Source organism: Pseudomonas sp. UBA5666 (assembly GCF_002420785.1).
GTDB lineage: Bacteria > Pseudomonadota > Gammaproteobacteria > Pseudomonadales > Pseudomonadaceae > Aquipseudomonas > Aquipseudomonas fulva.
Window position 1 is genome coordinate 45,663 of record NZ_DIIQ01000020.1, and the last position, 26,434, is coordinate 72,096.

General features: G+C 62.7%; 26 protein-coding genes, 1 tRNA gene and 1 pseudogene. 12 read left to right on the forward strand and 16 right to left on the reverse strand.

Going from position 1 to position 26,434, the window contains the following annotated elements; translation table 11 throughout:
• Nucleotides 1–2: 2 nt before the first annotated feature.
• Both ribD and nrdR read right to left on the reverse strand, forming a co-directional pair.
• Nucleotides 3–1,133 (reverse strand): bifunctional diaminohydroxyphosphoribosylaminopyrimidine deaminase/5-amino-6-(5-phosphoribosylamino)uracil reductase RibD, encoded by a 1,131-nt coding sequence (gene ribD, locus B2Y33_RS11360; protein ID WP_023535003.1) that lies wholly within the window; start codon nt 1,131–1,133, stop codon nt 3–5.
• Nucleotides 1,134–1,135: 2 nt separating this feature from the next.
• Nucleotides 1,136–1,600, reverse strand: a complete 465-nt coding sequence (gene nrdR, locus B2Y33_RS11365; RefSeq protein ID WP_027915127.1) for a transcriptional regulator NrdR — start codon at nt 1,598–1,600, stop codon at nt 1,136–1,138.
• Between the two features lie 105 nt (nt 1,601–1,705).
• Here nrdR and B2Y33_RS11370 point away from each other — a divergent pair, with 105 nt between their 5' ends.
• Genes B2Y33_RS11370 through B2Y33_RS11385 form a run of 4 tightly spaced genes read left to right on the forward strand, consistent with a single transcriptional unit; the run spans nt 1,706 to nt 3,917 of the window.
• On the forward strand, nt 1,706–2,158 hold the full coding sequence (locus B2Y33_RS11370; protein WP_111475837.1) for a YbaY family lipoprotein: 453 nt from the start codon (nt 1,706–1,708) through the stop codon (nt 2,156–2,158).
• On the forward strand, nt 2,159–2,818 hold the full coding sequence (locus B2Y33_RS11375) for a class I SAM-dependent methyltransferase (RefSeq protein ID WP_088523673.1): 660 nt from the start codon (nt 2,159–2,161) through the stop codon (nt 2,816–2,818).
• Nucleotides 2,819–2,849: 31 nt separating this feature from the next.
• Entirely contained in the window at nt 2,850–3,722 is an 873-nt protein-coding gene (gene trxA, locus B2Y33_RS11380) for a thioredoxin (protein WP_027915124.1), read from the forward strand.
• Between the two features lie 21 nt (nt 3,723–3,743).
• On the forward strand, nt 3,744–3,917 hold the full coding sequence (locus tag B2Y33_RS11385) for a hypothetical protein (protein WP_157852844.1): 174 nt from the start codon (nt 3,744–3,746) through the stop codon (nt 3,915–3,917).
• Between the two features lie 7 nt (nt 3,918–3,924).
• Here B2Y33_RS11385 and B2Y33_RS11390 read toward each other — a convergent pair whose 3' ends face one another.
• Nucleotides 3,925–4,284 carry a hypothetical protein gene (locus B2Y33_RS11390; RefSeq protein WP_111475836.1) on the reverse strand — a complete coding sequence of 120 codons (360 nt, stop codon included), beginning with the start codon at nt 4,282–4,284 and terminating at the stop codon, nt 3,925–3,927.
• A gap of 127 nt (nt 4,285–4,411) precedes the next feature.
• Between B2Y33_RS11390 and B2Y33_RS11395 the strand changes: the two genes are divergently transcribed.
• From B2Y33_RS11395 to B2Y33_RS11415, 5 genes are all read left to right on the forward strand, one after another.
• A complete protein-coding gene (locus B2Y33_RS11395; protein WP_027915122.1) occupies nt 4,412–4,990 on the forward strand; it encodes a DUF2796 domain-containing protein in 579 nt (192 codons plus the stop codon).
• On the forward strand, nt 4,991–5,701 hold the full coding sequence (locus tag B2Y33_RS11400; protein ID WP_028687669.1) for an ABC transporter ATP-binding protein: 711 nt from the start codon (nt 4,991–4,993) through the stop codon (nt 5,699–5,701).
• A complete protein-coding gene (locus B2Y33_RS11405) occupies nt 5,701–6,966 on the forward strand; it encodes an ABC transporter permease (RefSeq protein ID WP_027915120.1) in 1,266 nt (421 codons plus the stop codon). Before B2Y33_RS11400 ends, B2Y33_RS11405 begins: the two co-directional genes overlap by 1 nt.
• A 135-nt stretch (nt 6,967–7,101) precedes the next feature.
• Nucleotides 7,102–7,587, forward strand: a complete 486-nt coding sequence (locus tag B2Y33_RS11410) for a DUF3299 domain-containing protein (RefSeq protein WP_033695077.1) — start codon at nt 7,102–7,104, stop codon at nt 7,585–7,587.
• Between the two features lie 108 nt (nt 7,588–7,695).
• Nucleotides 7,696–8,379, forward strand: coding sequence for an OmpW/AlkL family protein (locus tag B2Y33_RS11415; RefSeq protein ID WP_111475835.1), 684 nt, complete (start codon nt 7,696–7,698; stop codon nt 8,377–8,379).
• 88 nt (nt 8,380–8,467) lie between these two features.
• On the opposite strand, the gene B2Y33_RS11420 is transcribed toward B2Y33_RS11415, so the two are convergent.
• From B2Y33_RS11420 to B2Y33_RS11430, 3 genes are all read right to left on the reverse strand, one after another.
• Nucleotides 8,468–9,403, reverse strand: a complete 936-nt coding sequence (locus B2Y33_RS11420; RefSeq protein WP_206405815.1) for an NAD-dependent epimerase/dehydratase family protein — start codon at nt 9,401–9,403, stop codon at nt 8,468–8,470.
• Nucleotides 9,396–10,280 (reverse strand): sugar nucleotide-binding protein, encoded by an 885-nt coding sequence (locus tag B2Y33_RS11425; RefSeq protein WP_033695074.1) that lies wholly within the window; start codon nt 10,278–10,280, stop codon nt 9,396–9,398. Before B2Y33_RS11425 ends, B2Y33_RS11420 begins: the two co-directional genes overlap by 8 nt.
• Before the next feature lie 149 nt (nt 10,281–10,429).
• Complete coding sequence (locus tag B2Y33_RS11430) at nt 10,430–11,239, reverse strand: helix-turn-helix domain-containing protein (RefSeq protein ID WP_028687672.1); 810 nt, start codon at nt 11,237–11,239, stop codon at nt 10,430–10,432.
• Nucleotides 11,240–11,417: 178 nt separating this feature from the next.
• Between B2Y33_RS11430 and B2Y33_RS11435 the strand changes: the two genes are divergently transcribed.
• Entirely contained in the window at nt 11,418–12,860 is a 1,443-nt protein-coding gene (locus tag B2Y33_RS11435; RefSeq protein WP_027915115.1) for an alanine/glycine:cation symporter family protein, read from the forward strand.
• A gap of 134 nt (nt 12,861–12,994) precedes the next feature.
• Nucleotides 12,995–13,981 (forward strand): asparaginase, encoded by a 987-nt coding sequence (locus B2Y33_RS11440; RefSeq protein ID WP_049695364.1) that lies wholly within the window; start codon nt 12,995–12,997, stop codon nt 13,979–13,981.
• 3 nt (nt 13,982–13,984) lie between these two features.
• On the opposite strand, the gene B2Y33_RS11445 is transcribed toward B2Y33_RS11440, so the two are convergent.
• The 7 genes from B2Y33_RS11445 to fdnG form a co-directional block, all read right to left on the reverse strand.
• Nucleotides 13,985–14,080: transfer RNA gene (locus B2Y33_RS11445), tRNA-Sec, on the reverse strand.
• 21 nt (nt 14,081–14,101) lie between these two features.
• Nucleotides 14,102–16,009, reverse strand: coding sequence for a selenocysteine-specific translation elongation factor (gene selB, locus B2Y33_RS11450; RefSeq protein ID WP_088523682.1), 1,908 nt, complete (start codon nt 16,007–16,009; stop codon nt 14,102–14,104).
• Nucleotides 16,006–17,433, reverse strand: coding sequence for an L-seryl-tRNA(Sec) selenium transferase (gene selA, locus B2Y33_RS11455; protein WP_125922355.1), 1,428 nt, complete (start codon nt 17,431–17,433; stop codon nt 16,006–16,008). The genes selB and selA overlap by 4 nt, the downstream gene beginning before the upstream one ends.
• A gap of 155 nt (nt 17,434–17,588) precedes the next feature.
• Nucleotides 17,589–18,509, reverse strand: a complete 921-nt coding sequence (fdhE, locus tag B2Y33_RS11460; RefSeq protein WP_197874201.1) for a formate dehydrogenase accessory protein FdhE — start codon at nt 18,507–18,509, stop codon at nt 17,589–17,591.
• A 4-nt stretch (nt 18,510–18,513) separates the two neighbouring features.
• A complete protein-coding gene (locus B2Y33_RS11465; protein ID WP_023534961.1) occupies nt 18,514–19,170 on the reverse strand; it encodes a formate dehydrogenase subunit gamma in 657 nt (218 codons plus the stop codon).
• Complete coding sequence (fdxH, locus tag B2Y33_RS11470; RefSeq protein WP_028687677.1) at nt 19,167–20,117, reverse strand: formate dehydrogenase subunit beta; 951 nt, start codon at nt 20,115–20,117, stop codon at nt 19,167–19,169. Before fdxH ends, B2Y33_RS11465 begins: the two co-directional genes overlap by 4 nt.
• Complete coding sequence (gene fdnG / locus B2Y33_RS11475) at nt 20,117–23,185, reverse strand: formate dehydrogenase-N subunit alpha (RefSeq protein ID WP_140174981.1); 3,069 nt, start codon at nt 23,183–23,185, stop codon at nt 20,117–20,119. The genes fdxH and fdnG overlap by 1 nt, the downstream gene beginning before the upstream one ends.
• 165 nt (nt 23,186–23,350) lie before the next feature.
• Between fdnG and B2Y33_RS11480 the strand changes: the two are divergent.
• Nucleotides 23,351–23,650 (forward strand): annotated as a pseudogene (locus tag B2Y33_RS11480) (transposase); the annotation flags it as partial.
• 58 nt (nt 23,651–23,708) lie between these two features.
• Here the strand turns inward: B2Y33_RS11480 and B2Y33_RS11485 are convergent.
• The 3 genes from B2Y33_RS11485 to B2Y33_RS11495 all read right to left on the reverse strand — a co-directional run bounded on the left by B2Y33_RS11485 (nt 23,709) and on the right by B2Y33_RS11495 (nt 26,328).
• On the reverse strand, nt 23,709–24,155 hold the full coding sequence (locus B2Y33_RS11485; RefSeq protein ID WP_206405816.1) for a hypothetical protein: 447 nt from the start codon (nt 24,153–24,155) through the stop codon (nt 23,709–23,711).
• 217 nt (nt 24,156–24,372) lie between these two features.
• On the reverse strand, nt 24,373–24,924 hold the full coding sequence (locus B2Y33_RS11490; protein WP_288632929.1) for a single-stranded DNA-binding protein: 552 nt from the start codon (nt 24,922–24,924) through the stop codon (nt 24,373–24,375).
• Nucleotides 24,925–24,933: 9 nt separating this feature from the next.
• Nucleotides 24,934–26,328 carry an MFS transporter gene (locus B2Y33_RS11495; RefSeq protein WP_023534992.1) on the reverse strand — a complete coding sequence of 465 codons (1,395 nt, stop codon included), beginning with the start codon at nt 26,326–26,328 and terminating at the stop codon, nt 24,934–24,936.
• Nucleotides 26,329–26,434 lie beyond the last annotated feature (106 nt).

Here is a 26,434-nt window from a genome sequence, read left to right on the forward strand (position 1 = left end):
CATTATACGCCGGGCGCAGGCAGCGGTACGGCTGTGACCCGCCAGTCATCGCCTACTGCGCGCATGTCGGTGATCTTCAGCCGCGGTGCCTCGCTCATGCGGTTCAGTGGCCAGTCCAGCAGTGGGCGTGCGCTTGAGCCAAGGAAGGTGCCTGCCATGAACAGCTGGTACTCGTCGACAAGGCCTTGCTGGGCGAAGGCCCCGACCAGGCCGGCGCCGGCTTCCAGCAGGATTTCGTTGACGCCACGGGCGGCCAGAGCTTGAAGCAGGGCACGCAGGTCCACATGGCCATTGTCGCCCGGCAGGCTGAGCAGTTCATGGCCGGCAGCGGCATAACGTGGGTCATCTGCGACGGCGGTCACCACCAGCGCGGGGCCGGCCTGAAAGAAGGGCGCCTGCAAGGGCAAGCGCAAACGGCCATCGACCAGCACCCGCAGCGGTGCCCGGCTCAGGGCAAGCGCGGTGGTTTCGGCGTCCAGGCCCAACTCGGCGCCACGCACCGTCATGCGGGCACCGTCAGCCAGTACGCTGCTTGCACTGGTCAGCACCACGCTGGAGCGCGCGCGCAGACGCTGCACGGCAGAACGCGCCGCAGGGCCGGTGATCCACTGGCTTTCGCCGCTGGCCATGGCGGTACGACCATCCAGGCTCATGGCCAGCTTGGCGCGCACGAACGGCAACCCCTGTTCCATGCGCTTGAGGAACCCGGGGTTGAGTGCCCGCGCCTGCTCTTCGAGCACCCCGCTGGCCACGTCGATACCGGCCTGGGCAAGTCGCTGCAGGCCCCGCCCAGCCACCTGGGGATTGGGGTCCTGCATGGCGGCCACTACGCGCGCCACACCGGCCTTGACCAAGGCTTCGGCACACGGCGGCGTACGGCCATGGTGGCTGCAGGGTTCGAGGGTGACATAGGCACAGCCGCCCCGCGCACGCTCGCCTGCCTGGGCAAGCGCATGCACCTCGGCATGGGGCTCCCCGGCGCGCACATGCCAGCCCTCGCCCACCACCTCGCCATCACGGACGATGACGCAACCCACACGCGGGTTGGGGTGGGTGGTGTAGAGCCCCTTGCGCGCCAACTCAAGGGCACGGGCCATGTAATGGGCGTCAAGCACAGCTGCGGGGGTTTGCATGCTCACTCTTTGGCCGGCTCACGGGCCAGGCGGTCGATTTCTTCGCGGAATTCGTCAAGGTCCTGGAAGCGCCGATAAACCGAGGCGAAGCGGATGTAGGCGACTTCATCGAGTTTGCGCAACTCGCCCATCACCAGCTCGCCCACCACCAGCGACTTGACCTCGCGCTCGCCGGTGGCGCGCAGCCGACTCTTGATGTGGGCCAGGGCGGCCTCGAGGCGCTCGACACTGACAGGGCGTTTTTCCAGCGCACGCTGCATGCCGGCCCGCAACTTGTCTTCGTCGAAGGGCTGGCGAGTACCGTCCTGTTTGATCAGCCGGGGCAGTACCAGCTCGGCGGTCTCGAAGGTGGTGAAGCGCTCGCCGCAGGCGACGCATTCGCGACGGCGCCGCACTTGCTCGCCCTCGGCGACCAGGCGCGAGTCGATGACCTTGGTGTCGTTGGCACCGCAAAAGGGACAGTGCATGGTGGCAGGCAACAAAAAAAGGGAGGGCCATGGTAGCGCATCCCACTGGCAAGACAAGCCAAAGGGGTTAACATCCATGCAATTCTGCCCCTGAAGGACTACCCCATGCCACTTCGAGCGCTTGCCGTGCTGTGCTGCGCCGCCCTGCTCACCGCCTGCGGCAGTGACCAGCCCAAGACCGAACAACCGCCTGCTCCGGCGCCCGCCAAATTGTCCAAAAAGGCCCAGCCGCTTGGCCCCTTGCCGGCCTATCAGCGCGAGCTGAGCGGCACGTTGCTGGGCATCCCCGCCGGCGCAGAGGTAGAACTTGCCCTGCTGGTGATCGATGACCGCGACAGGCCGCAACAGCTGCTGGCCAGTAGCACCTTGCCGGGTACCGGCCAGGCCCTGCCCTACCAGCTGCGTTTCAACCCCGAGGCATTTCCGGCCGGCGCCAGGGTAGAGCTGCGTGGACGAGCCAGCCGCTCAGGCCAGTTGATCATGCACTTGCCGCCGCTGCGCATCACCCAGGCACAGACCCAGGCCACCGGCCCGCTGCTGTTCGAAAAGGCACCGTAAGTGGCGCCAGTGGCGTTGCAACAGGCCTTGAGCGGCCTGATTGGCGAGGCACGGCTGGTGATCAGCGACCTGCCTGACTGTGCGTTGAAATTATGGCTGATCGATGATCAGAACATGGACCGCGCTTTTAGCAGCGAAGAAACCCGGCGCATTCTCGAAGATCCGCCGTACTGGAGCTTCTGCTGGGCCAGTGGGCTGGCCATGGCGCGCTACCTGGCCGAGCACCGGGAGTGGGTAGCCGGCAAGCGGGTGCTCGATTTTGGCGCCGGTTCCGGTATCGCCGGCATCGCCGCTGCCCGTGCAGGTGCGCTGGAGGTCGTGGCCTGCGACCTTGATCCGCTGGCCTTGGGCGCCTGCCGTGCCAACGCCGCCTTGAACCAAGTGGAACTGGGCTACAGCAGCGACTTTTTTGCCGAGGATGACCGTTTCGACCTGATCCTGGTGGCCGATGTGCTCTACGACCGCGCCAACCTGCCGCTGCTCGATACCTTCCTCGACCGGGGCCGACAGGCACTGGTGGCCGACTCTCGCGTACGGGACTTCAGCCACCCGTTGTACCGACCACTTGGGGTGCTCGACGCCTTGACCCTGCCGGACTTGGCCGAGCCGCACGAATTCCGCCGGGTCAGCCTGTACCACGCCAGCCGCGAGCCTTTATAGTGGTGCCATTCACGGATTTGCGAGAGTCGCGATGACCCAGGACACCCCCTATATCTTCGATGCCACCGATGCCACCTTCCAGCAGCTGGTGATCGAGAATTCATTCCACAAGCCAGTGCTGGTCGATTTCTGGGCCGAATGGTGCGCGCCTTGCAAAGCGCTGATGCCGCTTCTGGCAAAAATTGCCGAGGAGTACCAGGGCGAACTGCTGCTGGCCAAGATCAACTGCGACGTCGAGCAACAGGTCGTGGCGCAATTCGGCATCCGCAGTCTGCCAACCGTGGTGCTGTTCAAGGATGGCCAGCCGGTCGACGGTTTTGCCGGTGCTCAGCCGGAATCGGCGATCCGCACCATGCTCGAGCCACATGTGCAACTGCCGGCGCCACCCACCGCCTCGCCGCTGGAACAGGCTCAGGCGCTGTTCGCCGAAAGCCGTTTTGGCGAAGCCGAAGCGGTGCTGCAGCAATTGCTTGCAGAAGACAATAGCAACGCCGAAGGCCTGATCCTGTACGCCCGCTGCCTGGCCGAGCGCGGTGAGCTGGGCGAGGCCCAGGTGGTGCTAGACGCGGTCAAGACCGAGGACCATAAGGCCGCCCTGGCCGGCGCCAAGGCGCAACTGACTTTCCTGCGCCAGGCCGCCAGCCTGCCGGAGGTTGCAGACCTGAAAAGCCGTCTGGCACAGAACCCACAAGATGACGAGGCCACGTACCAACTGTGCATCCAGCAGCTGGCACGCCAGCAGTACGAGCCCGCGCTTGAAAGCCTGCTCAAGTTGTTCCAGCGCAATCGCGGTTACGAAAATGGGCTACCGCACAAGGCATTGCTGCAGGTGTTCGAGTTGCTCGGCAGTGCCCATCCGCTGGTGGGTACGTATCGCCGTAAGCTGTTCGCTGCGATGTACTGAGGCTCATCAGGGGTGAAGGGCATGAGTGAGGCACGCGGCCTTGCTCATGCCCCTTGCTCAGGCTTTGCCGAGGGCTACGAATGGCTGGAGGCTGATCAGGGCTGCAGCTTGACGATGACTGCACAGCACCCGTTGCCTGGGCTGTTCATCCGTGACCTGCGAGCCGGCCACAGGTACACCTGTCACGTCTTTTGAAGGTCATCTACACCTTTTCGTCGGTCTGCCATACATACACCGGCGTTTCGCCCTCACTGAACACCCGTACCTGCCCGTGGTGCCGCAACCGCACCAGCAACCGCTTGGCTGCGCCAAAGCCCCCCGTGACGCCCTGCAGTTGCTCAAGCAGCTCTGGCCCCTCCATACGGCCAGCCGTGCGCAACAACTCGCAGGCTACCCGCCATGGCCCGTCATCCTTCGTCGCTGCGGGAGGCATCGCGGCAGCTGGCTGGGGTGTCGAAGCGGGGAGTTGTTCGGTTGGCCGCGCCAACTGCGCCCATTCCTGGGGATCAAGCTCAATGGTCAAGTCCACCGGCCACTCACCGATCGTTCCACGAATTCTCACTGTAGGTCCTCACTCAAGTCATTGTCGCCATGCTACCGCAACATGAAACCTGAGCCACGAGGCTGGCGGCCCGCCAAACAATCGTTATAACATAACCACTTCTATTGACCTGCTCCTGGAGTCATCCATGCGTCGTCTGCTGCTAGCCCTGCCCTTCGCCTGCTTGCCCCTGGCCATGATGGCCCATGCCCACGATGAACATGAGCATGATCACGGCCATGGCACGCTTGCCGCCCATGAGCATGGTGTGGCCAAGCTCAATGCCGTGCTCGACGGCAAAACCCTAGAGCTTGAGCTGGACAGCCCGGCGATGAACCTGGTCGGCTTCGAGCACATGGCCAGCAGCGATGCCGACAAGGCCAAGGTAGCCGCCGTGCGTCAGCAATTGGAACAGCCCCTGAAGTTGTTCGCCCTGACGGCGGCCGCTGGTTGCACGCCAGACCAGCAAGAACTGCAAAGCCCACTGTTCGGGGATGCGGCCAAGGCTGACGACGATGGCGACGAGCACGAGAAAGGCCACGTCCACAGCGACATCAACGCCCATTACCAATTCACCTGCGCAGCGCCCGAAAAGCTCACCCAGATCGACCTGTCGCCGCTGTTCAAGGCCTTCCCCGCCACGCAGAAAATCAATGTGCAATTGATCGGCCCGAACGGCCAGAAGGGAGTGGAAACCGCGCCAACCAAGGCCGTGGTCACACTCTGAATGAACCAGCCGCTGATCCACCTGCAAGGCGTGGAGTTCGCCTGGCCGGGGCAACCGCCGTTGCTGGATATCCCCGCCTTTGACCTGCAAGCCGGTGAAGCCGTGTTTCTCAAGGGCCCCAGCGGCAGTGGCAAGACCACCCTGCTGGGCTTGCTCGGCGGGGTCAACCGGCCAGCCCGTGGGCGAATCCAACTGCTTGGGCAGGACCTGGCCTTACTCGGCCAAGGTGCCCGTGACCGTTTCCGTGTGGACCACACCGGATACATCTTCCAGCAATTCAACCTGCTGCCGTTTCTCTCGGTACGGGAAAATGTCGAGCTGCCCTGTCGTTTCTCCCGCAGCCGCGCCCAGCGTGCCATCGAGCGCCACGGTAGCGTCGACCAGGCCGCCAGCGAATTGCTCGCCCATCTGGGCCTGGGCGATAGGCAGTTGCTGGCGCGGCGAGCCGACAGCCTGTCGATCGGCCAGCAGCAACGCGTCGCCGCCGCCCGCGCTTTGATCGGCCAGCCCGAGCTGGTGATCGCCGATGAGCCCACATCAGCGCTGGATGCCGATACCCGCGAAGCGTTCATCGCCTTGCTGTTCAACGAATGCCGCGCGGCAGGCTCGAGCTTGCTGTTCGTCAGTCATGACCAAAGCCTGGCCCCGTTGTTCGACCGTCACCTGTCCCTGGCCGAGCTCAATCGCGCCGCCAAACCCCGGGAGGCATGATGTACCTGCTTCGTCTTGCCTTGGCCAGCCTGGCCAACCGCCGCTTCACCGCCTTTCTCACCGCGTTCGCCATCGCCTTGTCGGTGTGCCTGCTGCTGGCTGTCGAGCGGGTGCGCACCGAAGCCCGCGCCAGCTTTGCCAGCACCATCAGTGGTACTGACCTGATTGTCGGGGCGCGGTCAGGCTCGGTGAACCTGTTGCTGTACTCGGTGTTTCGCATCGGCAATGCCACCAACAACATCCGCTGGGACAGCTACCAGCACTACGCCCAGGACCCACGGGTGAAGTGGGCGATCCCCATCTCCTTGGGCGACTCGCACCGCGGCTACCGGGTGATGGGCACCACCGGCGCCTATTTCGACCACTATCAGTACGGGCGCAAGCAGCACCTGACGTTGCGCCAGGGTCGGGAATTTGCCGACGATCCTTTCGAGGTGGTACTGGGTGCAGAGGTTGCCGATGCCTTGCACTACAAGCTGGGCGACAAACTGGTGCTGGCCCATGGCGTGGCGGCGATCAGCCTGGTCAAGCACGACGACAAACCCTTTACCGTGGTCGGTGTACTCAAGCGCACCGGCACGCCGGTTGACCGCACCTTGCACATCAGCCTGGCCGGCATGGAGGCCATCCATATCGACTGGCACAACGGCGTGCCGGCCCGAGGTGCGGGACGCATCAGTGCAGAACAGGCGCGTGGCATGGACCTGCAACCCGCTGCGATCACGGCGTTCATGTTGGGTTTGAACAACAAGATCGCCACCTTCAGCCTGCAGCGCGAAATCAATGAGTACCGGAACGAGCCGCTGTTGGCGATTTTACCAGGGGTGGCGTTGCAGGAGTTGTGGAGCCTGATGGGCACTGCCGAACAGGCCCTGTTCGTGGTGTCGCTGTTCGTCGTGCTCACTGGCCTGATTGGCATGCTCACGGCGATCCTCACCAGCCTGAACGAGCGCCGCCGGGAAATGGCGATCCTGCGCTCGGTCGGTGCACGGCCATGGCACATCGCCGGGCTGCTGGTGCTTGAGGCCCTGGCACTGGCAACTGCCGGGATCGTTGCCGGGCTTGGCCTGCTGTACGCCGGTATCGCCCTGGCCCAGGGTTACGTGCAGGCCAACTATGGCTTGTACCTGCCACTGGCCTGGCCCAGCACGCATGAATGGTCGTTGCTGGCTATCATCCTTGGCGCAGCGCTGTTGATGGGCAGCGTTCCGGCATGGCGAGCCTATCGACAGTCGTTGGCAGATGGCTTGTCGATCCACCTTTGAGAGCCTGTGATGATGCGATTTCTCACCGCCTGCTTCGTGGCTCGCGACGCGCTAGCAAGCGCATGGACTGGCCGTTTTGGCGCCGGCCTGTCAATCAGCAGCTCCGCCCGGCGCCTGCTTTGTTCGCTGCTCGTGATGCTCGCGGTGCCTGCGTGGGCATCGCAGCCCCGGGAGCTCGACTGGCCCGCCCTGATCCCAGAGGGCGCACCGGTCGTCGCACCGCAACTGGCACCCCTGCATGACATGTCGCAGCTCAGCGATGCGCTGTCTGCCGAGTCCGCCCCAGCCGCGCGCCAGCAGGCGCCCGGTGCACCGGTGGTGAACAGCCTCGATGGCCAGCAGATCAAGCTGCCGGGCTACATCGTGCCGCTGGAAGTCAATGAGCAAGGCCGCACCACCGAATTTCTGCTGGTGCCGTACTACGGCGCGTGCATCCATGTGCCCCCGCCCCCGTCGAACCAGATTGTGCACATCGTCAGTGAAATGGGCGTACGGGTAGAGGATCTGTACCAGCCCTACTGGATAGAGGGCACGATGCACGTCAAACCTTCGAGCAGCGAACTGGCTGAGGCGGGTTACCAGATGGAAGCCGAGAAGATCTACGCCTACGAACTCAGATGAGCCTTCCGAAGGCCGGTGCAGACGCTTCGTTGAGCTGGGTCAAACTTTCTGTTTAATCGCATCCGTACCATTGGACTACACGATTATCAACGTCCTTTGGGAGCTTCCATGAACAAGTCCTTGCTCGGTGCCTCACTCGTGGCCCTGGCACTCGCCGCCCCGGCTGCGTACGCGTATCAGCCCGGTGATTTCATCGTACGTGCAGGCGCCATCACCACTGCGCCCAACGAGAGCAGCAGCGACCTGAAGTTCGACGGCAACAAGGTGGCAGGCACCAAGGCGACCCTGGACAGCGATACCCAGCTGGGTCTGGCATTCGCCTACATGCTCACCGACCACGTTGGCCTGGAACTGCTGGCAGCCACGCCGTTCAAGCACACGGTAGGCGTGAAAGGGCTGGGCGGCGGGCTGGATGGCAAGCTGGCCGACATCAAGCAGCTGCCGCCGACCCTTTCGTTGCAGTACTACCCGATGGAGGCGTCGTCGAAGTTCCAACCTTATGCGGGCGTGGGCATCAACTACACCTTGTTCTTCGATGAAGACCTGAGCAGCAACCGCAAGCAGCAAGGGTTCAGCAACCTGAAACTGCAGGATTCGGTCGGGTTCGCCGGCCAGCTGGGCATGGATTACATGATCACCGACAACCTGCTGGTCAACGCCGCCGTCTGGTACGTGGACATCGACACCAAGGCCAGCGTGAACGGCCCGAGCGCCTTGGGTTATAGCAAGACCAAGGTCGACGTGGACGTGGACCCTTGGGTCTACATGGTCGGCCTGGGCTACAAGTTCTGATCGACCGCTGCAAAACGCACGGGGCGGCCAAGGCCGCCCCTTTTTCGTTACCGTCTTGCTGAACGCCCAATAGAGCGCCCCTCGATTGCTAACGGAGCTTGCCCAGCAACCGGGCCAGCCCCTCCACCATCGAGGTGGCCCGCTGGAAGTCGAAACGAGCCAGCAACCGCCTGTTGTCCGCACGCGAATGGCGGATGTCGCCCGACCGCGGCGTGGTGTAGCTGACTGCTGGCAAGCTGCCCACCACCTGCTGGAGCGCAGCGAGCATCTGGTTCAGCGACGTGGCCTGGTTGAGACCGATGTTCACGGCCCCCTCCTCGACCTGCGCTTGTTCGAGCGCCTGCACCATGACCTGCACCAGGTCACCTACATACAGGAAATCCCGCGTCTGCTCGCCGTCACCGAACACGGTGATTGGCTGGCCTTGCGCTGCACGCTCGCTGAAGATGCTGATGACGCCCGAATAAGGCGAGGAAGGATCCTGCCGCGGCCCGAAGATATTGAAGAACCGGAAGATTACAGGCTCAAGGCCATGCTGGCGCCGATAGAACTCCAGGTACTGCTCGCTGGCCAGCTTGTCCACGGCATACGGTGTCAGCGGCGCCTTGGGTGTGTCTTCGGCGATGGACTGGCCTTCACCGTTATTGCCGTAGACCGCTGCACTGGACGCGAACAACACGCGGCGCACCCCGTGAACACGCATGGCTTCGCACACGTTGAGCGTGCCGATGAAATTGCTCTGGTGCGTGCGCACCGGGTCGTCGACCGAAGCCTGCACCGAGGCCACCGCAGCCAGGTGCACCACGGCCTGGCAGCCCGCCGCAGCGCGCTGGACCAGCTCGGCGTCGGCAACGTCCCCCTCGACAAGCTCAAGCAGGGGGTGGTCCAGTTGCAGGTTGTCGCGCTTGCCCGTGGAGAGGTCGTCGACGATGCGCACGGCGTAGCCACGCGCCAGCAAGGCGTCACTCAGGTGGGAGCCGATGAAGCCGGCACCGCCGGTGATCAGGATGGGGGCATCAGCCATGGCGATAGAACCGGTCCAGAAGAGGCGGCAAGCCTGCACGCCAGGCACGGGGCTTGATACCGAAGGTATGAAGGATTTTCTTGCAGGCCAGCACGGCGTTCTGCGGCTCTTCGCTGGCATCCGGGCGCGCGGCATGAGCCTGCGGCGTTGGCGTCTGTACCGCGAGCTGACGATGCTGGCCGGCCTCGGCGAGAATCGCCTGGCCTAGCGCCACGGGGGTGGTCGCTTCGTTCCCGGCGTAGTGGTAGGTCCCCCACAGCGGCGAATTGCAGTCCAGCTGCTTGAGCACCGAGAGAATGACCCTGGCCGCATCGTCGACGGGTGTCGGGTTGCCACGGCGATCATCGGCCAGCAGCAATTCCTGGGGGAGCTCGGCGCGCGTCAGGAAACGGCCAAGCAGGCCATCGATGCTTTCGTCCAGCACCCAACCGAAGCGCAACAGCACATGTTGCGGGCAGGCCGCACGCACGCTTTGTTCGATACGCCAGAGGGCCTGCCCACGCAGGCCAAGCGGCAATGGCTCGTCCTTCTCGCTGTAGGCGGTGGCACGCGAGCCATCGAACACACGGTAGCTCGAGGGCTGGACCAGTGTGATCTGGTGGTGCTGGCACAACTCTGCCAGCCGCTCCACCGCGCGCTCCTGAAGCGCCAGACGCTGCTCGCTGACCGACTCGGCCTGGAACCAGTCGAAGTAATACGCCAGGTTGACCACGGCGTCGGGGCGATGATCGTCGAGCAACTGGGTGAGGCTGGCAGGCGCCCAGCCCTCCTCTGGAGGGCGCGGCGCCATGAAAGCGATGTCCTCCTCGGCCCCAAGACGAATCAGCGCTTGCCCGAGGGCATTGCCACCACCCAACAGCATTAGGCGCATACGCATAGAGTCAGCAGATCCGGAGGTTGTAAGAGAAAGCAGCCATTTTGCGGTTTCCGGGCGGGGAAGTCCAACGTGGGGCCGTATGATCATTGCGGCGGAGAAGGTTGCGCCGTGGCCGACCTCATCCTCTACCACGCATGACGCGGCTCCCCCTACTCGACTTCAAACAACCCATTCCTGAGCGGGCCCACATCCAGCCGCTCGCGGATGTCTTCATCTATGCGTGGATCATCAGGCCGGTACAGTTTCACCTGGCGGTACGCGTTGATGCGATTGATCTCTTGCCCCAGGTACTCCCACACCACTCGGGTACAGGCAGGATTGCGCCGGTCCCCGCTGGACACGCCGGCCTTGAGGCCATTGAGGCGGGTGATACGGCTCTTGAAGCTTGGGATGAGAATGGTCTGGCTCATTTCGTTGAAGGTAAGCGATTCGTAGTCGATCAGGAACACCCGGTCCTGCAACTGGAAGGCAGCCCCCAGGTAACGACAGCGCACTTCGGCGTGCTGGTCTGTCGCGGTAGACCGCTCCTGACGCTCCTGGCGCTCGAACAGGAAGCGACCGCCCTCCTCCCACAGATGCACCAGCGACACCAGGACCGTACCCGGCACCGACATGCAGTTGGAGTACTCGAAGTAATAACCGCAGTAACGCGACAGGTTGCCCGCGTGATCATGCAGAGGCCGAAACAGCTCGCTGATCGGATCGCCGGTTTGCTCGACCGAAGACGGCACTCGCGCGCCGATCAAGCGTGAAAACTGATCGGCGGGCAGGTCGAGCTCGTATTCCTCCACCCCGAAGAAATCGCCAATGCGTTTGAGGTTGTAAGCCGTCGGGCGGCTTTGGCCGCTCAGGTATTTGTTGAACTGGGCGCGATTGATCGACAGTTGGCGGCAAACTTCGGAGATAGAGCGGTAGTGGCTGCAAGCCAGCTTGAGATTGGTAGCGAAATGCTCGCTCATGACAAAGGCCTACGTGACGCGAATGACGCCAGTTTAGCATCAAGTCGCATCAATTAAGACCAAACCGCGAAATTGTAACGACTCTTGTCATGGCCAACCATGCGCCCCAACGAATAGCGGTACGCCTGCCGGCCGCTGGTCTTTCCACACGAAGAATAAGAATCGAGGTCATTTTCCAATGCTCGAAGTACTCAACGATTTCCTCTCGGGGAAACTGCTCATCGTGCTGATCGTGGGGCTGGGTAGCTACTTCACCCTCCGTTCCCGGTTCGTCCAGTTCCGCCACTTCGTACACATGTTCGGTGTGTTCAAGGAATCGCTGCGTGGCCAGGCAGGCCAACTGAGTTCATTCCAGGCCCTGATGCTGAGCCTGGCCGGCCGCGTGGGCGCCGGTAACATTGCAGGTGTCGGCATCGCCGTGACGCTGGGCGGCCCAGGTGCCGTGTTCTGGATGTGGGTCACCGCGCTGGTGGGCATGTCGAGCAGCTTCTTCGAATGTACCCTGGCCCAGGTGTACAAGCGCGCCGACGGCGACGGCCTGTACCGTGGCGGCCCGGCCTACTACATTCAGCATGGCCTGAAGTACAAGGGCATGGCGATCGTCTTCTCGATTCTGCTGCTGGTCACCTATGGCTTCGCTTTCATCGGCCTGCAGTCGTACACCGTGACCCACTCGCTGCAAAACGCCTTCCACTTCGACCCGCGCCACACCGGCATCGTGCTGGCAGTGCTGTTGGCCATCACCTTCATTGGTGGCATCAAGCGCATCGCGGCGGTGTCCGACCTGCTCGTACCGATCAAGACCCTGGCCTACATCGGCGTGACCCTGTACGTGATCGGTACCCAGATCGAACACGTGCCGGCCATGCTCGAAACCATCTTCAAGAGTGCTTTCGGTCTTGACCCGGCGTTTGGCGGCCTGCTGGGCAGCGCCATCGTCATGGGCGTGAAGCGTGGCGTATTCGCCAACGAAGCCGGCCTTGGCAGCGCACCGAACGTGGCCGCCGTCGCAGCCGTGAAGCACCCAGGTGCCCAGGGTGTGGTACAGGCGTTCAGCGTGTTCCTGGATACGTTCGTGATCTGCACCTGCACCGCGCTGCTGATCCTGCTGTCGGGCTTCTACACCCCTGGCTTCGAGGGCGATGGCATTGTCCTGACCCAGAACTCGCTGGCTGCCGTGGTAGGCGACTGGGGCCGTATCTTCGTCAGCGTGGCCCTGTCGCTGTTCGTGTTCACCTGCATCCTCTACAACTACTACCTGGGCGAGAACAGCCTGCAGTTCCTCACCCGTAACCGGGCAGTATTGATGGGCTTCCGTGCCTTGGTGCTGGCGCTGGTTGTGTGGGGCTCCATGCAGGACCTGACCACCGTGTTCGCCTTCGCCGACATCACCATGACGTGCCTGGCCTTCGTCAACCTGATGGCCTTGGCCCTGCTGTTCAAGGTCGGCCTGCGTGTGATGCGCGACTACGATGACCAGCGCAAGGCTGGCATCAAGCAGCCTGTGTTCGATTCGGCCAAGTTCGCCGACCTGGACCTGGACCGCACTGCATGGCCTGCCAACCCGCAGGTGGAAACAGCCGCTGACAAAGCTGTCGGCCAGGCTCAGCCGCTGCGCTGATAGGCTGACATCGCCAGCCGCCCCAGCGAGGGTTGTGCCAGTCGGTTGAGTCACCAGGGGCCGCATTGCGGCCCCACTAGCCTTCCCTGCAAAGCGCGGCTCTTCTTTCCCGTTCATCGCTACGGACGCTTTCCATGCGCGCAGTAAAGAACCTCCTCGTGCTCTACACCGGTGGCACCATCGGCATGCTCGAAACGCCGGAAGGCCTGGCCCCATCCGGCGGCTTCGAGTCCCGCATGCGCGATCACTTCGCCATGATGGCAGACGCCCCCGAAGTCACCTGGACACTCCAGGAACTGGACCCACTGCTCGACAGTGCCAACATGCAGCAGCACAACTGGCTAGCGATGCGTGATGCGATCGTCGATGCCGTGCGTGTCCGTGGCCATGATGCGGTACTGGTGCTGCATGGCACCGACACCCTGGCCTACAGTGCAGCGGCACTGTCGTTCCTGTTGCTGGGGCTGCCGGTTCCCATCCTGCTGACCGGCTCGATGCTGCCGGCAGGGGCACCTGGCAGCGACGCCTGGGACAACCTGTGCGGCGCACTGCGCCAGTTCGATCATCCCCTCGAAGCGGGTGTGCAACTGTACTTCGCGGGCAAGCTGCTGCACGGTTGCCGCGCCTCCAAGCTGCGCAGCGAAGCGTTCGATGCCTTTGCGGCCTTGCCGCGCCATCGCCAGAGTGAGCACGTAGCCCCCTTGCCGGCGCGCTTGGGTTACCAGCAGCCCCGTGAGCGCGTGAACCTTGCGGTAGTGCCGGTGTTCCCTGGTTTGCAGGCAGGTCATCTGGAGGCTTTGCTCGGCAGCGGCGTGCAGGGCTTGTTGCTGGAATGCTATGGCAGCGGCACTGGGCCGTCCGATGATCAGGCGCTGCTCGATACCTTGCGTGCAGCACGCCAGCGTGGCGTCATGTTGGTGGCCATTTCCCAGTGCCCGGAAGGCGATGTGGTCTTCGATACCTATGCTGCCGGTAGCCGCCTGCGGGCAGCAGGCCTGGTCAGCGGGGGCGGCATGACGCGGGAGGCGGCCCTTGGCAAGATGTTCGCGCTGCTGGGTGCCGGGCTGGACGTGAAAGAGGCCGAGCACTGGTTTGCCCTGGACTTGTGCGGCGAACGCTAGAAGTGGCGGAAGGCAGCGGGAGTCGAACCTGCCCGGGAACGGATGCCGTCCCCAACCGGGTTTGAAGCCCGGCCGCGCCACCGGGCGCGATTGCCTTCCTTGAAATCGGTGCCTGGCCTGCTAGCGGGCCAGGGCACTGTCACTGCGAATGTACCGCTGATCGCCGACCCTGCGGGTCAGACCGATGCGGTCGAAATATTCCAGAATCTGCACACTGCGCTTGCGACCGATGCCCAACATATCGCGAAATGCAGCAACCTGCACTACCGGCGTGTCACCTATGTGATGCTGTAGCAGCTCTGCCATGCGGCGTAGGGTCGACTCTGGGTAGAACAGGTCCCGCACCACCTGATGCACCAACCCCAGTCGCGCCAGCTTGCGCAGCAGCAGACGTACATCGGCCTCGGCGCATTTTTCCTCGCTCGCCAATGTCCTTACCCAAGGCGGATCGTAAGCGCCAGCCTGCAACCTTGGCTGCAGGCGCGCCCAGAGCGCCTCATCCGCGGCACTGAGCTGAACCTGATGATCAGGCAAATGCAGCCAGGGGCCGCTGCCGGCTACGGCGCCTTCGGCCAGCAACTGCTCGAGCAAACTGACGAACCCCGGCCTGTCCAGTGGCAACGCCGCGAAACGGCGCAGCCTGTCACGGTCCGGGCCCAATTGATCGGGCTCCTGCTCGTGAAAGGCCGCCAACTGGGCCAGCACACGTTGCTTGAGCGCCTGCCACTGGCTTGCAGCGAACAACAACTGGCCTTGGCGGGTGGCGATCACGAGTACGTCGTCGGGTAACTGCCAGCTGTCACGCAGGCGATTGAACTGCCGCTCCAGGCGCTGTGGATCTAGCCCACCCGGTGCGCTGGCCAGCAAACCCGGCAAGGCCTGCTCAAGACCTGTACAGTCGCGCAGCACCTGCAACTGTTGCAGCCTTTCGACGCTGCGGCGTTGACGACTGGGGGCGAACGGGTCCAGGACCGTGCCGCCGCCCAGCGTGTACTGAGCGCGCTGATCGCGCAGCACCAGACGGTCGCCATGCACCGCTTGCAACGGCGCGTTGAGCAGCAACTGTGCGAACATGCGCTGCCCCGCCGCCAAGCTCTGCCCCTCGAGCAAAGCCACCCTGGCTGTCACGTCCTGAGTACCCAAGTGCACGTGCACTGCACTGAAGTGCTCTAAGGCACGGGCTTGGCCAGGCAGCAGGCTCAAGGTGATATCGATGCGTGTGCTAGGCGCGTGCAACCACTGCGGCACCAGCCAATCGCCGCGGCGTATCTGGTCCACCGCCAGGCGCTCGGCGACGATGTTGAGCGCCACACGTTGCCCTGCCTCAGCCACCAGCGCGGGCTGATTCTGAGCATGCAACCCGCGCACCCTCACCGGTTTGCCAGCCTTGCCCAGCAGCAACGTGTCGCCAGCAGTCACCCGCCCCGCAAGCGCCGTGCCGGTCACCACTACCCCCGCGCCCGTAACGGCGAACGCCCGGTCCACGGCAAGACGAAAGCCTCCGGCCACACTGCGACGGCGGGCATGGGGCGCTGCCGCCAGCAGGGCCTGGCGCAAGGCGTCGATGCCGGTACCAACGGTACTGGATACGGGAAAGTGCAGCGCATCGGCATATGGGCCAGGCGCCAGCAGTTGGCTGACTTGCTGCTTCACCGCTTCCACGCGTGCGGGCTCGACCCGGTCGCACTTGCTGATGGCCACCAGCGCCTGGGGAATGCCCAACAGTTCGATGATCGCCAGGTGCTCGCGGGTCTGCGGCATGACGCCATCGTCTGCCGCCACCACCAGCAATACCAGGTCGATGCCGTGGGCACCGGCCAGCATGTTGTGGACAAACCGCTCGTGGCCCGGCACGTCGATGAAGCCAGTCAGTGGCGCCTCCTCGGCCAGCGACGCGTAGCGATAACCCAGGTCGATGGTCATGCCACGGGCCTGTTCCTCCTGACGCTGGTCCCCGGCTTGGCCGGTGAGCGCCTGCAGCAGCGCCGTCTTGCCGTGATCGATGTGCCCGGCGGTACCGACGATCACTGCAAGGCCCCCAACTGCAGGCTTGGCAGCTGCGCCAGCCATTGGGGTTCATCGTCCAGCTGGCGCAAGTCCAGCCACAACGCATCGTCGTCGATGCGCCCAAGCACAGGCACCGGTAATTCACGCAGCGCTCGCTCCAAAGCATGCAAGCTGCGCCCGCGCAGCCGCTTGGACACCTGTGGACGCAGGCACAAGGCGGCGCTGGGCAAGCGGGCGACAGGCTGGCTGCCGCTGCCGATCATGCCCAGCGTCGGCTCTACGCTGACGCGCCACTGCTCGCCCAGGCAGGCTTGCATCGCGGGCGCCACGCGCAGGGCCTGGGTGTGAATCTCCGCCTGGGCACGCGTGAGCAGGCGCAGGCTGGGCAGGCGCTCGGCCAGGCGATCAGGGTTGCGGTACAGCGCCAACACGGCCTCCAGGGCGGCCAAGGTGATCTTGTCCACGCGCAGGGCGCGCTTGAGCGGGTTCTTCTTGATCCTGGCGATCAAGTCCTTACGCCCGACGATGATCCCTGCCTGCGGACCGCCCAGCAGTTTGTCGCCACTGAAGGTGACAATGTCGGCGCCATCGCTCAGTGCCTGGCGCACCGTCGGTTCGGCGGGTAGCCCCCAGCGCGTGAGGTCCAGCAGGCTGCCACTGCCCAGGTCCTCGAGTAGCGGCAGGTTGTGCTGACGGGCAATGCGGGCCAGCTCCGGGGTGGGTACCTGGGTGGTAAAGCCCTGGATGCTGTAATTACTGCAGTGCACGCGCATCAGCAACCCAGTGCGCGGGCTGATGGCCGCCTCGTAGTCGCGGGCGTGGGTGCGGTTGGTGGTGCCGATCTCGTGCAGCCTGACGCCGGCCCGGGCCATGATGTCGGGTATGCGGAAGGCGCCCCCGATCTCGATCAGCTCGCCACGGGAGATGATGCCTTCCTTGCGGGCGCCCAAGCTGTTGAGCGCCAGCAACACAGCGGCTGCATTGTTGTTCACCACGGTGACGGCCTCGGCGCCGGTCAGTTCGCGAATCAACCCTTCGATCAGGTCATCGCGATCACCGCGCTTGCCCGTGCTCAGGTCGAACTCGAGGTTCAGCGGGTAGCGCGCTGCGCATTCCATGGCCTCGATGGCTTCTTCGGGGAGCAAGGCGCGGCCCAGATTGGTGTGCAACACCGTGCCGGTGAGGTTGAACACGCGGCGAACCTGGCTGCGTTGCTGGACGTCGAGTCGTTCGCCGGCGCGGCCCAGCAGTAACTCCGGCGCCACCTCCGCAGCACTCAGCTGGCCATTGCGGACAAGGCCGCGCAGATCATTCAGCAAGTGGCGCAAGGTCGACAGAACAGCTTCACGGCCGTAACGCTCGATGAGCGCAAGACAGGCGGTGTGGCGCAGGAGTGTATCGATGGAAGGCAGGCGAGGCGTGACGCTGGCTAAGCTGGAGGGCATGCGGTACTACCTTGGACGGGTCCATTGTCTGCTGGCCTTGTGGCAGGCAAGCGACGGTAACGCAGGCATCCGCAGGTCCGGGAACCTTCGAAACCCGTGTCAAGGACGCTTGCCTGGGCAAGGCAACTCGGTCTCACAGTGTAGACAATCAACCGCTAGCCGGGCGAGACCATCAGGTTGGGTGCCAGACGATGGTACCCCTCCTCGTCCAGGCGCATGTCCAGGGCCAGGCTGGCCAAGTCGTCGGCCAACGCTTCGGCTGCTGCGTCGTTTTCCAGGTAGTGCTGCTTGAGGTAGCTGTTGCACCCTGGGCAACACTCGGCACGCAGCGGTGCCTTGCCGGGTCCGTGACGGTCATCGTCGAGCGCGCTGTAGCGCAGGTCTTTGCTGGAGTCGCAGTACACGCACTTGACCCGCACCACGTGCCACTCACAGGCGCACAACGAACAGGCAAGGTAACGCAAGCCATTGTGCTTGCCACGGTTGCGTACCACGCCCGCCATGGCCGGCGAGCCGCATGCCGGGCATTGGGCAAGGCTGGCAGCGGGCTTGAGTTCGGTGCTTGGCAGCGCCAGCAACCAGCTTGACCAGGCCGCCTGCAAGGCTGCGCCCACGAACGGCACCAGTGCAGGGGGCACGGCATCGTACTGGCCGCTGAGCAGGGCAATTGCCCAACCTTTGCGCTGGGTATCGTCACTGATGCGCAGCCTGTGCAGTGCATCTTGCAGGGGCCCTTGGCCCGACTCATCGAAATGATCGAGCAGCGCCTGCAACCACGCCAGCCATGCGCCTTCGCGCACAAGGCTGTCAGCAGCCAGGGGCGGCAGCCCGTGACTTATGCACAGACGCTGACGGTCCTCGGCAACAGGCAGCGCACTCGGCGGGTTATCCACAAGCTGCTGTTGGATGTGGCAAAGCCGCGCGATCAACTGCAGGTAGTCGCCCATGGCATGGCCCTGGGCCAGGCGCTCCAGGCGAGCCGCCCGCACGTCGAAGAGGTTGCCTGGTGGCAGGTGCAGAAACGGCGGCATGACGGCCGACGCTTCGATCTGCCCAGGTTCAAGTACGGTACTCAAGCGTTCATCCTTCTTTTCTTCGGTGCTCGGTCGGCGTTTTGTCACCGGTCACGTCGCGATACCACAGTTCATGGTGCTTGCGCGCCCAGGCCCGGCTGACCCAGCCATGCAGCATGGCGCCTACCGACCCCTTGATCCAGATGCCGGCGTAGATGTGCACGATGATGCTGAGCACCAGCACGAACGCCGCGAAGGCGTGTAGCAAGGTGGCCAGGCGTATGGCGCCGATGTCGAAGTAGTGACTGAAGTAAGCACGCCAGATCACCACGCCACTGACCATCAGGATCAGCATGCACACTAGCAGCGTCCAGAACAGCAGTTTCTGGCCGGCATTGTACTTGCCGATGGCAGGCACACCGTCCTCCTGATTGCGCATGACCCGATCGATTCTGCGCAACCACAGGCGGTCGTTGGCTGTAATGAAGTTGGCACGCCAGAAACGCACCACCAGGCCCAGGAAGAAAACGAACATCGCCACACCTAGGAACGGGTGCAGGATGCGTGTCCATGGACCGCCGCCGAACAGATTGCTTAGCCAGAACAAGGCGGGATGAAACAGCGCCAGCCCCGACAGGCCCGCCAGAAAGAACAGGATCGCCACTATCCAGTGGTTGCTGCGCTCGTTGGCGTTGTAACGCAGGATAGGCTTGTTGTCGTTCATGGCCGCTGCTCCCCTTGCCCATCAGGCTTGTTCGGATCGAACACATGCACTGCCGGGTCGACTTGGTGCACGCTGGTGTCGGACGCTACAGGCTGCTCGTCCTCCTCGACACGTTGCGGCCCGACCCGTACGTAGTGGAAGAAGCCGGCCAGCACCGCCGCCCCCATGGCCAGCAAGGCCAGCGGCTTGGTGAAGCCCTTCCACAGCCCCACCAGCGGGCTGATCACCGGCTGGTCCGGGAGCCCGGCATACAGCTTAGGTGTGTCGGCATGGTGCAATACGTACATCACATGGGTGCCCCCTACCCCGTCGGGGTCATACAGCCCAGCGTTCTCGTAGCCTCGGGACTTGAGGTCGACGATGCGTTCATCGGCATGCACCTTCATCTCGTCCTTGCTGCCGAAAACGATGGCGCCGGTCGGGCAGGTTTTAACGCAAGCTGGCTCCAGCCCTACGCTGACACGGTCGGAACACAGCGTGCACTTGTAGGCCTTGTGATCCTTCTGGGAAATGCGCGGGATATTGAACGGGCAGCCGGTGATGCAGTAGCCGCAGCCTATGCAATGGTCCTGGTTGAAGTCGACGATGCCGTTGGCGTGCTTGATGATCGCACCTGGGCTTGGGCACGCCTTCAGGCAACCGGGATCTGCGCAGTGCATGCAGCCATCCTTGCGGATGAGCCACTCCAGGTTGCCGTCGTCGCGCTCGTGCTCGGTGAAGCGCATCAATGTCCAGGTTTCGGCGCTCAGGTCCTGAGGGTTGTCGTAGGTCCCGTGGTTGTGCCCAACCTCGTCACGCAACTCGTTCCATTCCGAACACGCCACCTGGCAGGCCTTGCAGCCGATGCACTTGGTGGTGTCGATCAGCTTGGCCACCTGCTCCTGCTCGCGTACCGAAGGCGGCACTGTGGTGGTGGCCGACCGGGCGATGATGTCTTGGCTGGCCATCAGAGTTTCTCCACTTTGACGAGGAACGACTTGGACTCCGGTGTCTGGGTATTACCATCACCCAGGAACGGAACCAGGGTGTTGGTCAGGTACCCGTGCCGCGTGGACCCGGTAAAGCCCCAGTGCAGCGGGATGCCGATCTGATGCACCGTCTGGTTGTTGACCTGCAGCGGACGTATCCGCTTGGTCACTACCGCAACCGCATCGATATGCCCGCGCTTGCTCGATACACGCACCCTGTCGCCTGCCTTGATGCCTTTTTCATTGGCCAGGACTTCACCAATCTCGACGAACTGCTCAGGCTGGGCAATGGCGTTGAGCCGGCAATGCTTGCTCCAGAAGTGGAAATGCTCGGTCAGGCGATAGGTGGTGGCCGCGTAGGGGAATTCATCATGTGTGCCCAAGGTTTCCCACACCGAATCGAAGATGCGGCCTGCCGGGTTGCTGACGACCTTCTTGTTGTTCGGGTGCAGGGGGTTGATGCCAATCGGTGTTTCGAAAGGCTCGTAATGCTCGGGGAACGGCCCTTCGGCCATCTTGTCGATGGCGAAGAAACGCGCCACACCCTCGGGGTTCATGATGAATGGGTTCATGCCCGCTTCCGGCGGCGAATCGACCTTGAAATCAGGCACGTCGGTCCCGCCCCACGCCTTGCCGTTCCACCAGACAAGACGCTTCTTCTCCGGATCCCAAGGCTTGCCCTGCGGGTCGCTGGAGGCACGGTTATAGAGAATGCGTCGGTTGGCCGGCCACGCCCACGCCCAGTTCTGGACCTGGTGCATGCCGTAGGGGTCGCTGTTGTCGCGGCGCGCCATCTGGTTGCCCTGCTCGGTCCAGCAACCGGCGAAGATCCAGCAGCCCGAAGCCGTGCTGCCGTCATCCTTGAGCTGGCCGAAGCCCGACAGTTGCTGACCGGACTTGACGGTCGCACCGGTCGGGTCGGTGAAGTCCGTCACGGCCCAGCCGTTCATCTCCTTCGCCAGCTCCTCAGGTGACGGCTCTTCGGCGATCTTGTAGGGCCAGTGAATGTTCAGCAGAGGATCGGGGTAGGTACCCCCTTCCTTCTGGTAACGCTGACGCAAGCGCAGGAACAACTCGCTCATGATCTGCACGTCAGTGCGGGTTTCACCCGGGCCGTCGGCGCCTTTCCAGTGCCATTGCAGCCAGCGGCTGCTGTTGACCAGCGAGCCGTCCTCTTCAGCGAAGCAGGTGGTGGGCAGGCGGATCACCTCGGTCTGGATACCGGCCGTGTCCACATCGTTGAACGGCCCCACGTTGCGCCAGAACTCGGACGTCTCGGTGGCCAGCGGGTCCATGACTACCAACCACTTGAGCTTGGCCAGTGCCGCGGTCACGCGGTTCTTGTCAGGGAGGGCGGCAATCGGGTTGAAACCTTGGCACATGTAGCCGTTGACCTTGCCTTGGCTCATCATCTCGAACATGCGCAGCACGTCGTAGGCAGGCACGTCGAGCTTGGGCAGCCAATCGTAGCCCCAGTTGTTGTCGGCGGTGGCGTTGGGGCCGTACCAGGCCTTCATGAGGCTGACGTGGAACTTGCCGTAGTTCTGCCAGTAGGACAGCTGCCCCGGGCGCAGCGGCTTGGACGCACGCTTGTCGATGAACGCGGCGTAGTCCTGCTCGGCGTCGCCGGCAAGTGTCAGGTAACCCGGCAGCGAGTTGGACAGCAACCCCAGGTCGGTCAGGCCCTGAATGTTGGAGTGACCCCGCAAGGCATTCACGCCTCCACCTGGCATGCCCACATTGCCTAGCAACAGCTGCACCATCGCCGCGCTGCGGATGATCTGCGCGCCGATCGAATGTTGCGTCCACCCCAGCGCATACAGGATCGTCATGGTCTTGCCCGGCGCCGAGCAGGTGGCGATCTCTTCCCACACCTTCATCATGGCGTCCTGCGGCATGCCACAGGTCATGCTCGCCAATTCTGGGGTGTAGCGGCTGTAGTGCTGCTTCATCAGCTGGAACACACAGCGTGGGTGCTGAAGTGTCGGGTCTACCTTGGCAAAACCGTCCTCGCCCAGCTCGTAACCCCAGCCCGACTTGTCGGCATAAATGCGCTTGCTCTCGTCATAGCCGCTGAACAGGCCATCCTCGAAGCCATAGGTGTCCTTGACGATGAAGGATACGTCGGTGTAATTGCGCACATATTCGTGCTGGATCTTGTCATTGCTCAGCAGGTAATTGATCAACCCGCCCATGAACGCGATGTCGGTACCGGTGCGGATGGGCGCGTAGTAATCGGCCACCGAAGCGGTACGGGTAAACCTTGGGTCGACCACGATCAGCCGCGCCTTGTTGTGCGCCTTGGCCTCGGTCACCCATTTGAAGCCGCACGGATGCGCTTCCGCTGCGTTGCCACCCATCACAAGGACCAGATTCGCGTTGGCGATATCGGACCAGTGGTTGGTCATGGCGCCACGGCCGTACGTCGGGGCAAGACTTGCCACCGTCGGGCCATGTCAGACACGTGCTTGGTTATCGAACCCCAGCATGCCTGTTGCGCGAACAACCTTGTGAGTCAGGTAGCCGGCCTCGCTGGAGGCGGCGGAAGCGGCAAGAAAACCGGTGGTGAGCCAGCGGTTGACCGTCTGCCCCTGGGCATTTTTCTCGATGAAGTTCGCGTCGCGATCTTCCTTCATCAAGGCGGCCACGCGATCGAGCGCTTCGTCCCAGCTGACGCGTACCCACTCGTTGCTACCCGGCTTGCGCACCTCGGGGTACTTGAGACGGCTTGGACTGTGGATGAAGTCGAGCAAACCTGCGCCTTTGGGGCAAAGGGTGCCGCGGTTCACCGGATGGTCGGCGTCACCTTCGATGTGGATGATGTTCTGCTTGACGTTCTTGCCTGCATCACCCTGGCTGTACAGGATCAAGCCGCAGCCGACCGAGCAGTAGGGGCAGGTGTTACGGGTTTCTTTGGTATGCGCCAGCTTGAAGTGGCGCACTTGCTCGGCGAACGCAGGCGTTGGGGCCATGCCCAGCGCCGCAAGGCTCGAGCCTCCAAGGCCGACGGCGGCGACCTTGAAGAATTGCCGACGGTTGAGATCCATCGTGCACTCCTGATCAGATGTGGACGCACGGAACATGGCCGGCGCCTCTTGGTAGTCACGGTGACGGCGGTTTGATGACCGCCAACAGGTAAGACTAGCAAGGAATCGAAAAGGTGCGATGACGTGGGTCAGGTAGGCTGAAGATAGATCATACATCTCAGCACGTGGCTGCTCGCCGACAAAGGCTATGACGCACAAGCGTTGCGTCAGTACTTCGACCGGTGCCGCATACAGCCCGTCATTCCGAAGCGCTCGATGAAGCGCAAGCCTAAGCCGGGTTTGCCCAGGTTGTTCGACCGGCGCAAATACCTACAACACCATGTCCATCGAGCGCATGTTCGGCTGGCTGAAAAAAGATCGCCCCCTTGGAACGGGTCTCGACAAGCTCGCAGAAGTCATGCCGTGATGGTCTCACTGACTTGCTCCATGCGGTGTTTACGTTGCCTTTCTCCGTACCCTACCTAGCGCTCAGATATTGAGACGGACAGTAGCCCCCGCAGTGGCCGCGTGGTCAGTTGAAAGATCATTGAGTAGTTATAGAAAAATTGTCATCTCCCAAGTAACTAAGTTTAACGTCGTCATTGACGTATGTGCCGTCCGGAGCAATGAACTTGTAACGTGACAGTAGAAACGCTTCCTGGCTGACCTCGCTGCTGGCGTGAAGTCGGGTACCAATTGCAAACAGGACGCCACCCACACTGAATATTGGCCCAGGGTACATCTGTATGTACTGCAGCAAGGTAGGGCCTGCCACTCTGTTGTACGTAATCGTTTCAGGGCCTAGAACGAGCGTACCGAAGCCCACCGAGGCGATGATGATACCTACCGCCATCACGAACCAGCCAGAATATTCAGCACCTCTATCGCGACCCTTGAGATATGCCGCGTAGTCTTCGCTGAACCCCGAAACGTGATAGTCCCCAGTCGACGCTGTCAGTTTTATCTCCCGCTGTTCAGTTCCTGATTGCATGAGCCTCTCCTTGTCAAAGCTGAGATACTAAGCAATATTGGCACTGCATAGTCGGTGTCATGCAAACTTGGGAAAGACCCTACGGCAGAAGGAGAAATTTCATTGAGTACTGTTCTTACTCGCCAACAAACTTAATAGTTGACCATGCCCCAAGTATAAAAAAACCCGGAGCAATTGCCCCGGGTTTTTACTGTAGCGCGATGCCCTACCGTTCAAATCAGAACGGAATATCATCATCGAAGCTGTCGAAGTCAGCCGCCGGTTGCGGCGCTGGCTGCTGCGGCGCCGGGCGCTGTTGCTGTTGCGGGCGCGGGGCCTGCTGGCGCGCAGGTTGCTGGTTGTACTGTTGCTGCTGACCGCCACCTTGGTTGTAGTTGTTACCGCCACCCTGGTTGTACGGGTCGCCGTCGCCTTGCTGGTTCTGCGGACGGCCGCCCAGCAGCTGCATGGTGCCGTTGATGTCAACGATGATTTCAGTGGTGTAGCGCTTGATGCCGTCTTTTTCCCACTCACGGGTCTGCAGCTTGCCTTCGATGTAGCACTGCGAACCTTTGCGCAGGTACTCGCCGGCAATCTCAGCAACCTTGCCGAACAGCGACACACGGTGCCATTCGGTACGCTCGACCTTCTGGCCCGACTGCTTGTCGGTCCATTGCTCGCTGGTTGCCAGGCTCAGGTTGGTCACGGCATTACCGTTGGGCAGGTAGCGGACTTCGGGATCCTGGCCACAGGTACCGACCAGAATGACTTTGTTAACCCCACGGGCCATAACGTTCTCCTAGGCTTCGCACGCCGCTGAGGCCGGATTGATCAGGCGCTCCAGGGTCGTACGGTCCAAAATTTTCGTATCCAGTTTGATATAGACGGCTGATTCTTCCGAGACCACAACGGCGTCGGTCACGCCGGGCACGGCCATCAACCGTGCAGCCAGGCCAGCATCCTTGGCGGCCTCCGGCGACAAAGGCATGCGCAAGCTGGTCACATACGGTGGCTCGTTCATGCTCAAGGCAACGGCCAACCAGATGGCACACAGTATCGCGCAGCCAAGGAACACGGTGTTCAGCCCACCATGCTGGAACAGCCAGCCACCCAGGATGCCCCCTAGCGCAGCACCGAGAAACTGGCTGGTGGAGTACACCCCCATCGCCGTTCCCTTGCCACCTGCTGGCGACACCTTGCTGACCAGCGAAGGCAACGAAGCCTCCAGCAGGTTGAATGCGGTGAAGAATACCACGGTGCCGATCACCAGTCCGCGCAAACCGTCAGCCCACTGCCAGAAGAATAGCTCGACCAACAGCAGTACGCTGACGGCCCCGGCCAGCACACGTTTCATCTTGCGCTTTTTTTCGCCGTAGATGATGAACGGTACCATTGCAAAAAATGAGACGAACAGCGCGGTCAGGTAGACCCACCAGTGTTGTTCCTTGGGCAGTCCGCCGCGCTCGACGAAGGCCAGAGGCAGCGCGACGAAGCTGGCCATGAGAATGGCATGCAGGATGAAGATGCTCACATCCAGCCGTAGAAGGTCCGGGTGACGCAGGGTCGGGCCGATGGCCTGACGCGCAACGCCCGATTCGCGATGCTGCAGAATGTTGTGCGTGGCAGGTACCACGAAGGCAATCAACGCGATGCCAACCAAGGCCAAGCCGGCCGTTGCAAGGAACAATCCTGACAAGCCAAAGGCACTTGTCAGCAAAGGCCCGACGACCATTGCCACTGCAAAGGAAAGACCAATGCTCATCCCGATCATGGCCATGGCCTTGGTGCGGTGCTGTTCCCGGGTCAGGTCCGACAGCAGCGCCATCACCGCCGCCGAAATGGCGCCGGCCCCTTGCAGGATGCGCCCTGCGATGATGCCCCAGATGGAATCGGCCTGGGCTGCCAGGACGCTGCCCAGGGCAAACACGATCAAGCCCAGGTAGATGACGGGTCGACGGCCGATGCGGTCTGAAATCATCCCGAAGGGAATCTGCAACACGGCCTGGGTGAGGCCATAGGCGCCAATGGCCAGGCCAATCAGCGCGGGCGTGGCGCCGGCCAGGTCCATGCCATAGGTGGCCAGGACCGGCAAGACCATGAACATGCCCAGCATACGAAAAGCGAAGACCAGAGCCAGACCGCCGGCGGCGCGGGTTTCATTGCCGCTCATGCGCTCGTTGTGGGTGTCGTGCATGGATTAATCTCGTGTGAACCGGCGGCGATTCTATCAGTCCGACAGCTTGACGGCATCTACGCGACGCTTTGCCGCGTACTGGCAGGGCGCCGTATAATTCTTCGTT

Coding starts and splice junctions, on each gene's coding strand:
- ribD (WP_023535003.1), bottom strand. CDS start 1,133: ATGCAAACCCCCGCAGCTGTGCTTGACGCCCATTACATGGCCCGTGCC.
- nrdR (WP_027915127.1), bottom strand. CDS start 1,600: ATGCACTGTCCCTTTTGCGGTGCCAACGACACCAAGGTCATCGACTCG.
- B2Y33_RS11370 (WP_111475837.1), top strand. CDS start 1,706: ATGCCACTTCGAGCGCTTGCCGTGCTGTGCTGCGCCGCCCTGCTCACC.
- trxA (WP_027915124.1), top strand. CDS start 2,850: ATGACCCAGGACACCCCCTATATCTTCGATGCCACCGATGCCACCTTC.
- B2Y33_RS11385 (WP_157852844.1), top strand. CDS start 3,744: ATGAGTGAGGCACGCGGCCTTGCTCATGCCCCTTGCTCAGGCTTTGCC.
- B2Y33_RS11395 (WP_027915122.1), top strand. CDS start 4,412: ATGCGTCGTCTGCTGCTAGCCCTGCCCTTCGCCTGCTTGCCCCTGGCC.
- B2Y33_RS11400 (WP_028687669.1), top strand. CDS start 4,991: ATGAACCAGCCGCTGATCCACCTGCAAGGCGTGGAGTTCGCCTGGCCG.
- B2Y33_RS11405 (WP_027915120.1), top strand. CDS start 5,701: ATGTACCTGCTTCGTCTTGCCTTGGCCAGCCTGGCCAACCGCCGCTTC.
- B2Y33_RS11410 (WP_033695077.1), top strand. CDS start 7,102: ATGCTCGCGGTGCCTGCGTGGGCATCGCAGCCCCGGGAGCTCGACTGG.
- B2Y33_RS11415 (WP_111475835.1), top strand. CDS start 7,696: ATGAACAAGTCCTTGCTCGGTGCCTCACTCGTGGCCCTGGCACTCGCC.
- B2Y33_RS11420 (WP_206405815.1), bottom strand. CDS start 9,403: ATGGCTGATGCCCCCATCCTGATCACCGGCGGTGCCGGCTTCATCGGC.
- B2Y33_RS11425 (WP_033695074.1), bottom strand. CDS start 10,280: ATGCGTATGCGCCTAATGCTGTTGGGTGGTGGCAATGCCCTCGGGCAA.
- B2Y33_RS11430 (WP_028687672.1), bottom strand. CDS start 11,239: ATGAGCGAGCATTTCGCTACCAATCTCAAGCTGGCTTGCAGCCACTAC.
- B2Y33_RS11435 (WP_027915115.1), top strand. CDS start 11,418: ATGCTCGAAGTACTCAACGATTTCCTCTCGGGGAAACTGCTCATCGTG.
- B2Y33_RS11440 (WP_049695364.1), top strand. CDS start 12,995: ATGCGCGCAGTAAAGAACCTCCTCGTGCTCTACACCGGTGGCACCATC.
- selA (WP_125922355.1), bottom strand. CDS start 17,433: ATGCCCTCCAGCTTAGCCAGCGTCACGCCTCGCCTGCCTTCCATCGAT.
- B2Y33_RS11465 (WP_023534961.1), bottom strand. CDS start 19,170: ATGAACGACAACAAGCCTATCCTGCGTTACAACGCCAACGAGCGCAGC.
- fdxH (WP_028687677.1), bottom strand. CDS start 20,117: ATGGCCAGCCAAGACATCATCGCCCGGTCGGCCACCACCACAGTGCCG.
- B2Y33_RS11485 (WP_206405816.1), bottom strand. CDS start 24,155: ATGCAATCAGGAACTGAACAGCGGGAGATAAAACTGACAGCGTCGACT.
- B2Y33_RS11490 (WP_288632929.1), bottom strand. CDS start 24,924: ATGGCCCGTGGGGTTAACAAAGTCATTCTGGTCGGTACCTGTGGCCAG.
- B2Y33_RS11495 (WP_023534992.1), bottom strand. CDS start 26,328: ATGCACGACACCCACAACGAGCGCATGAGCGGCAATGAAACCCGCGCC.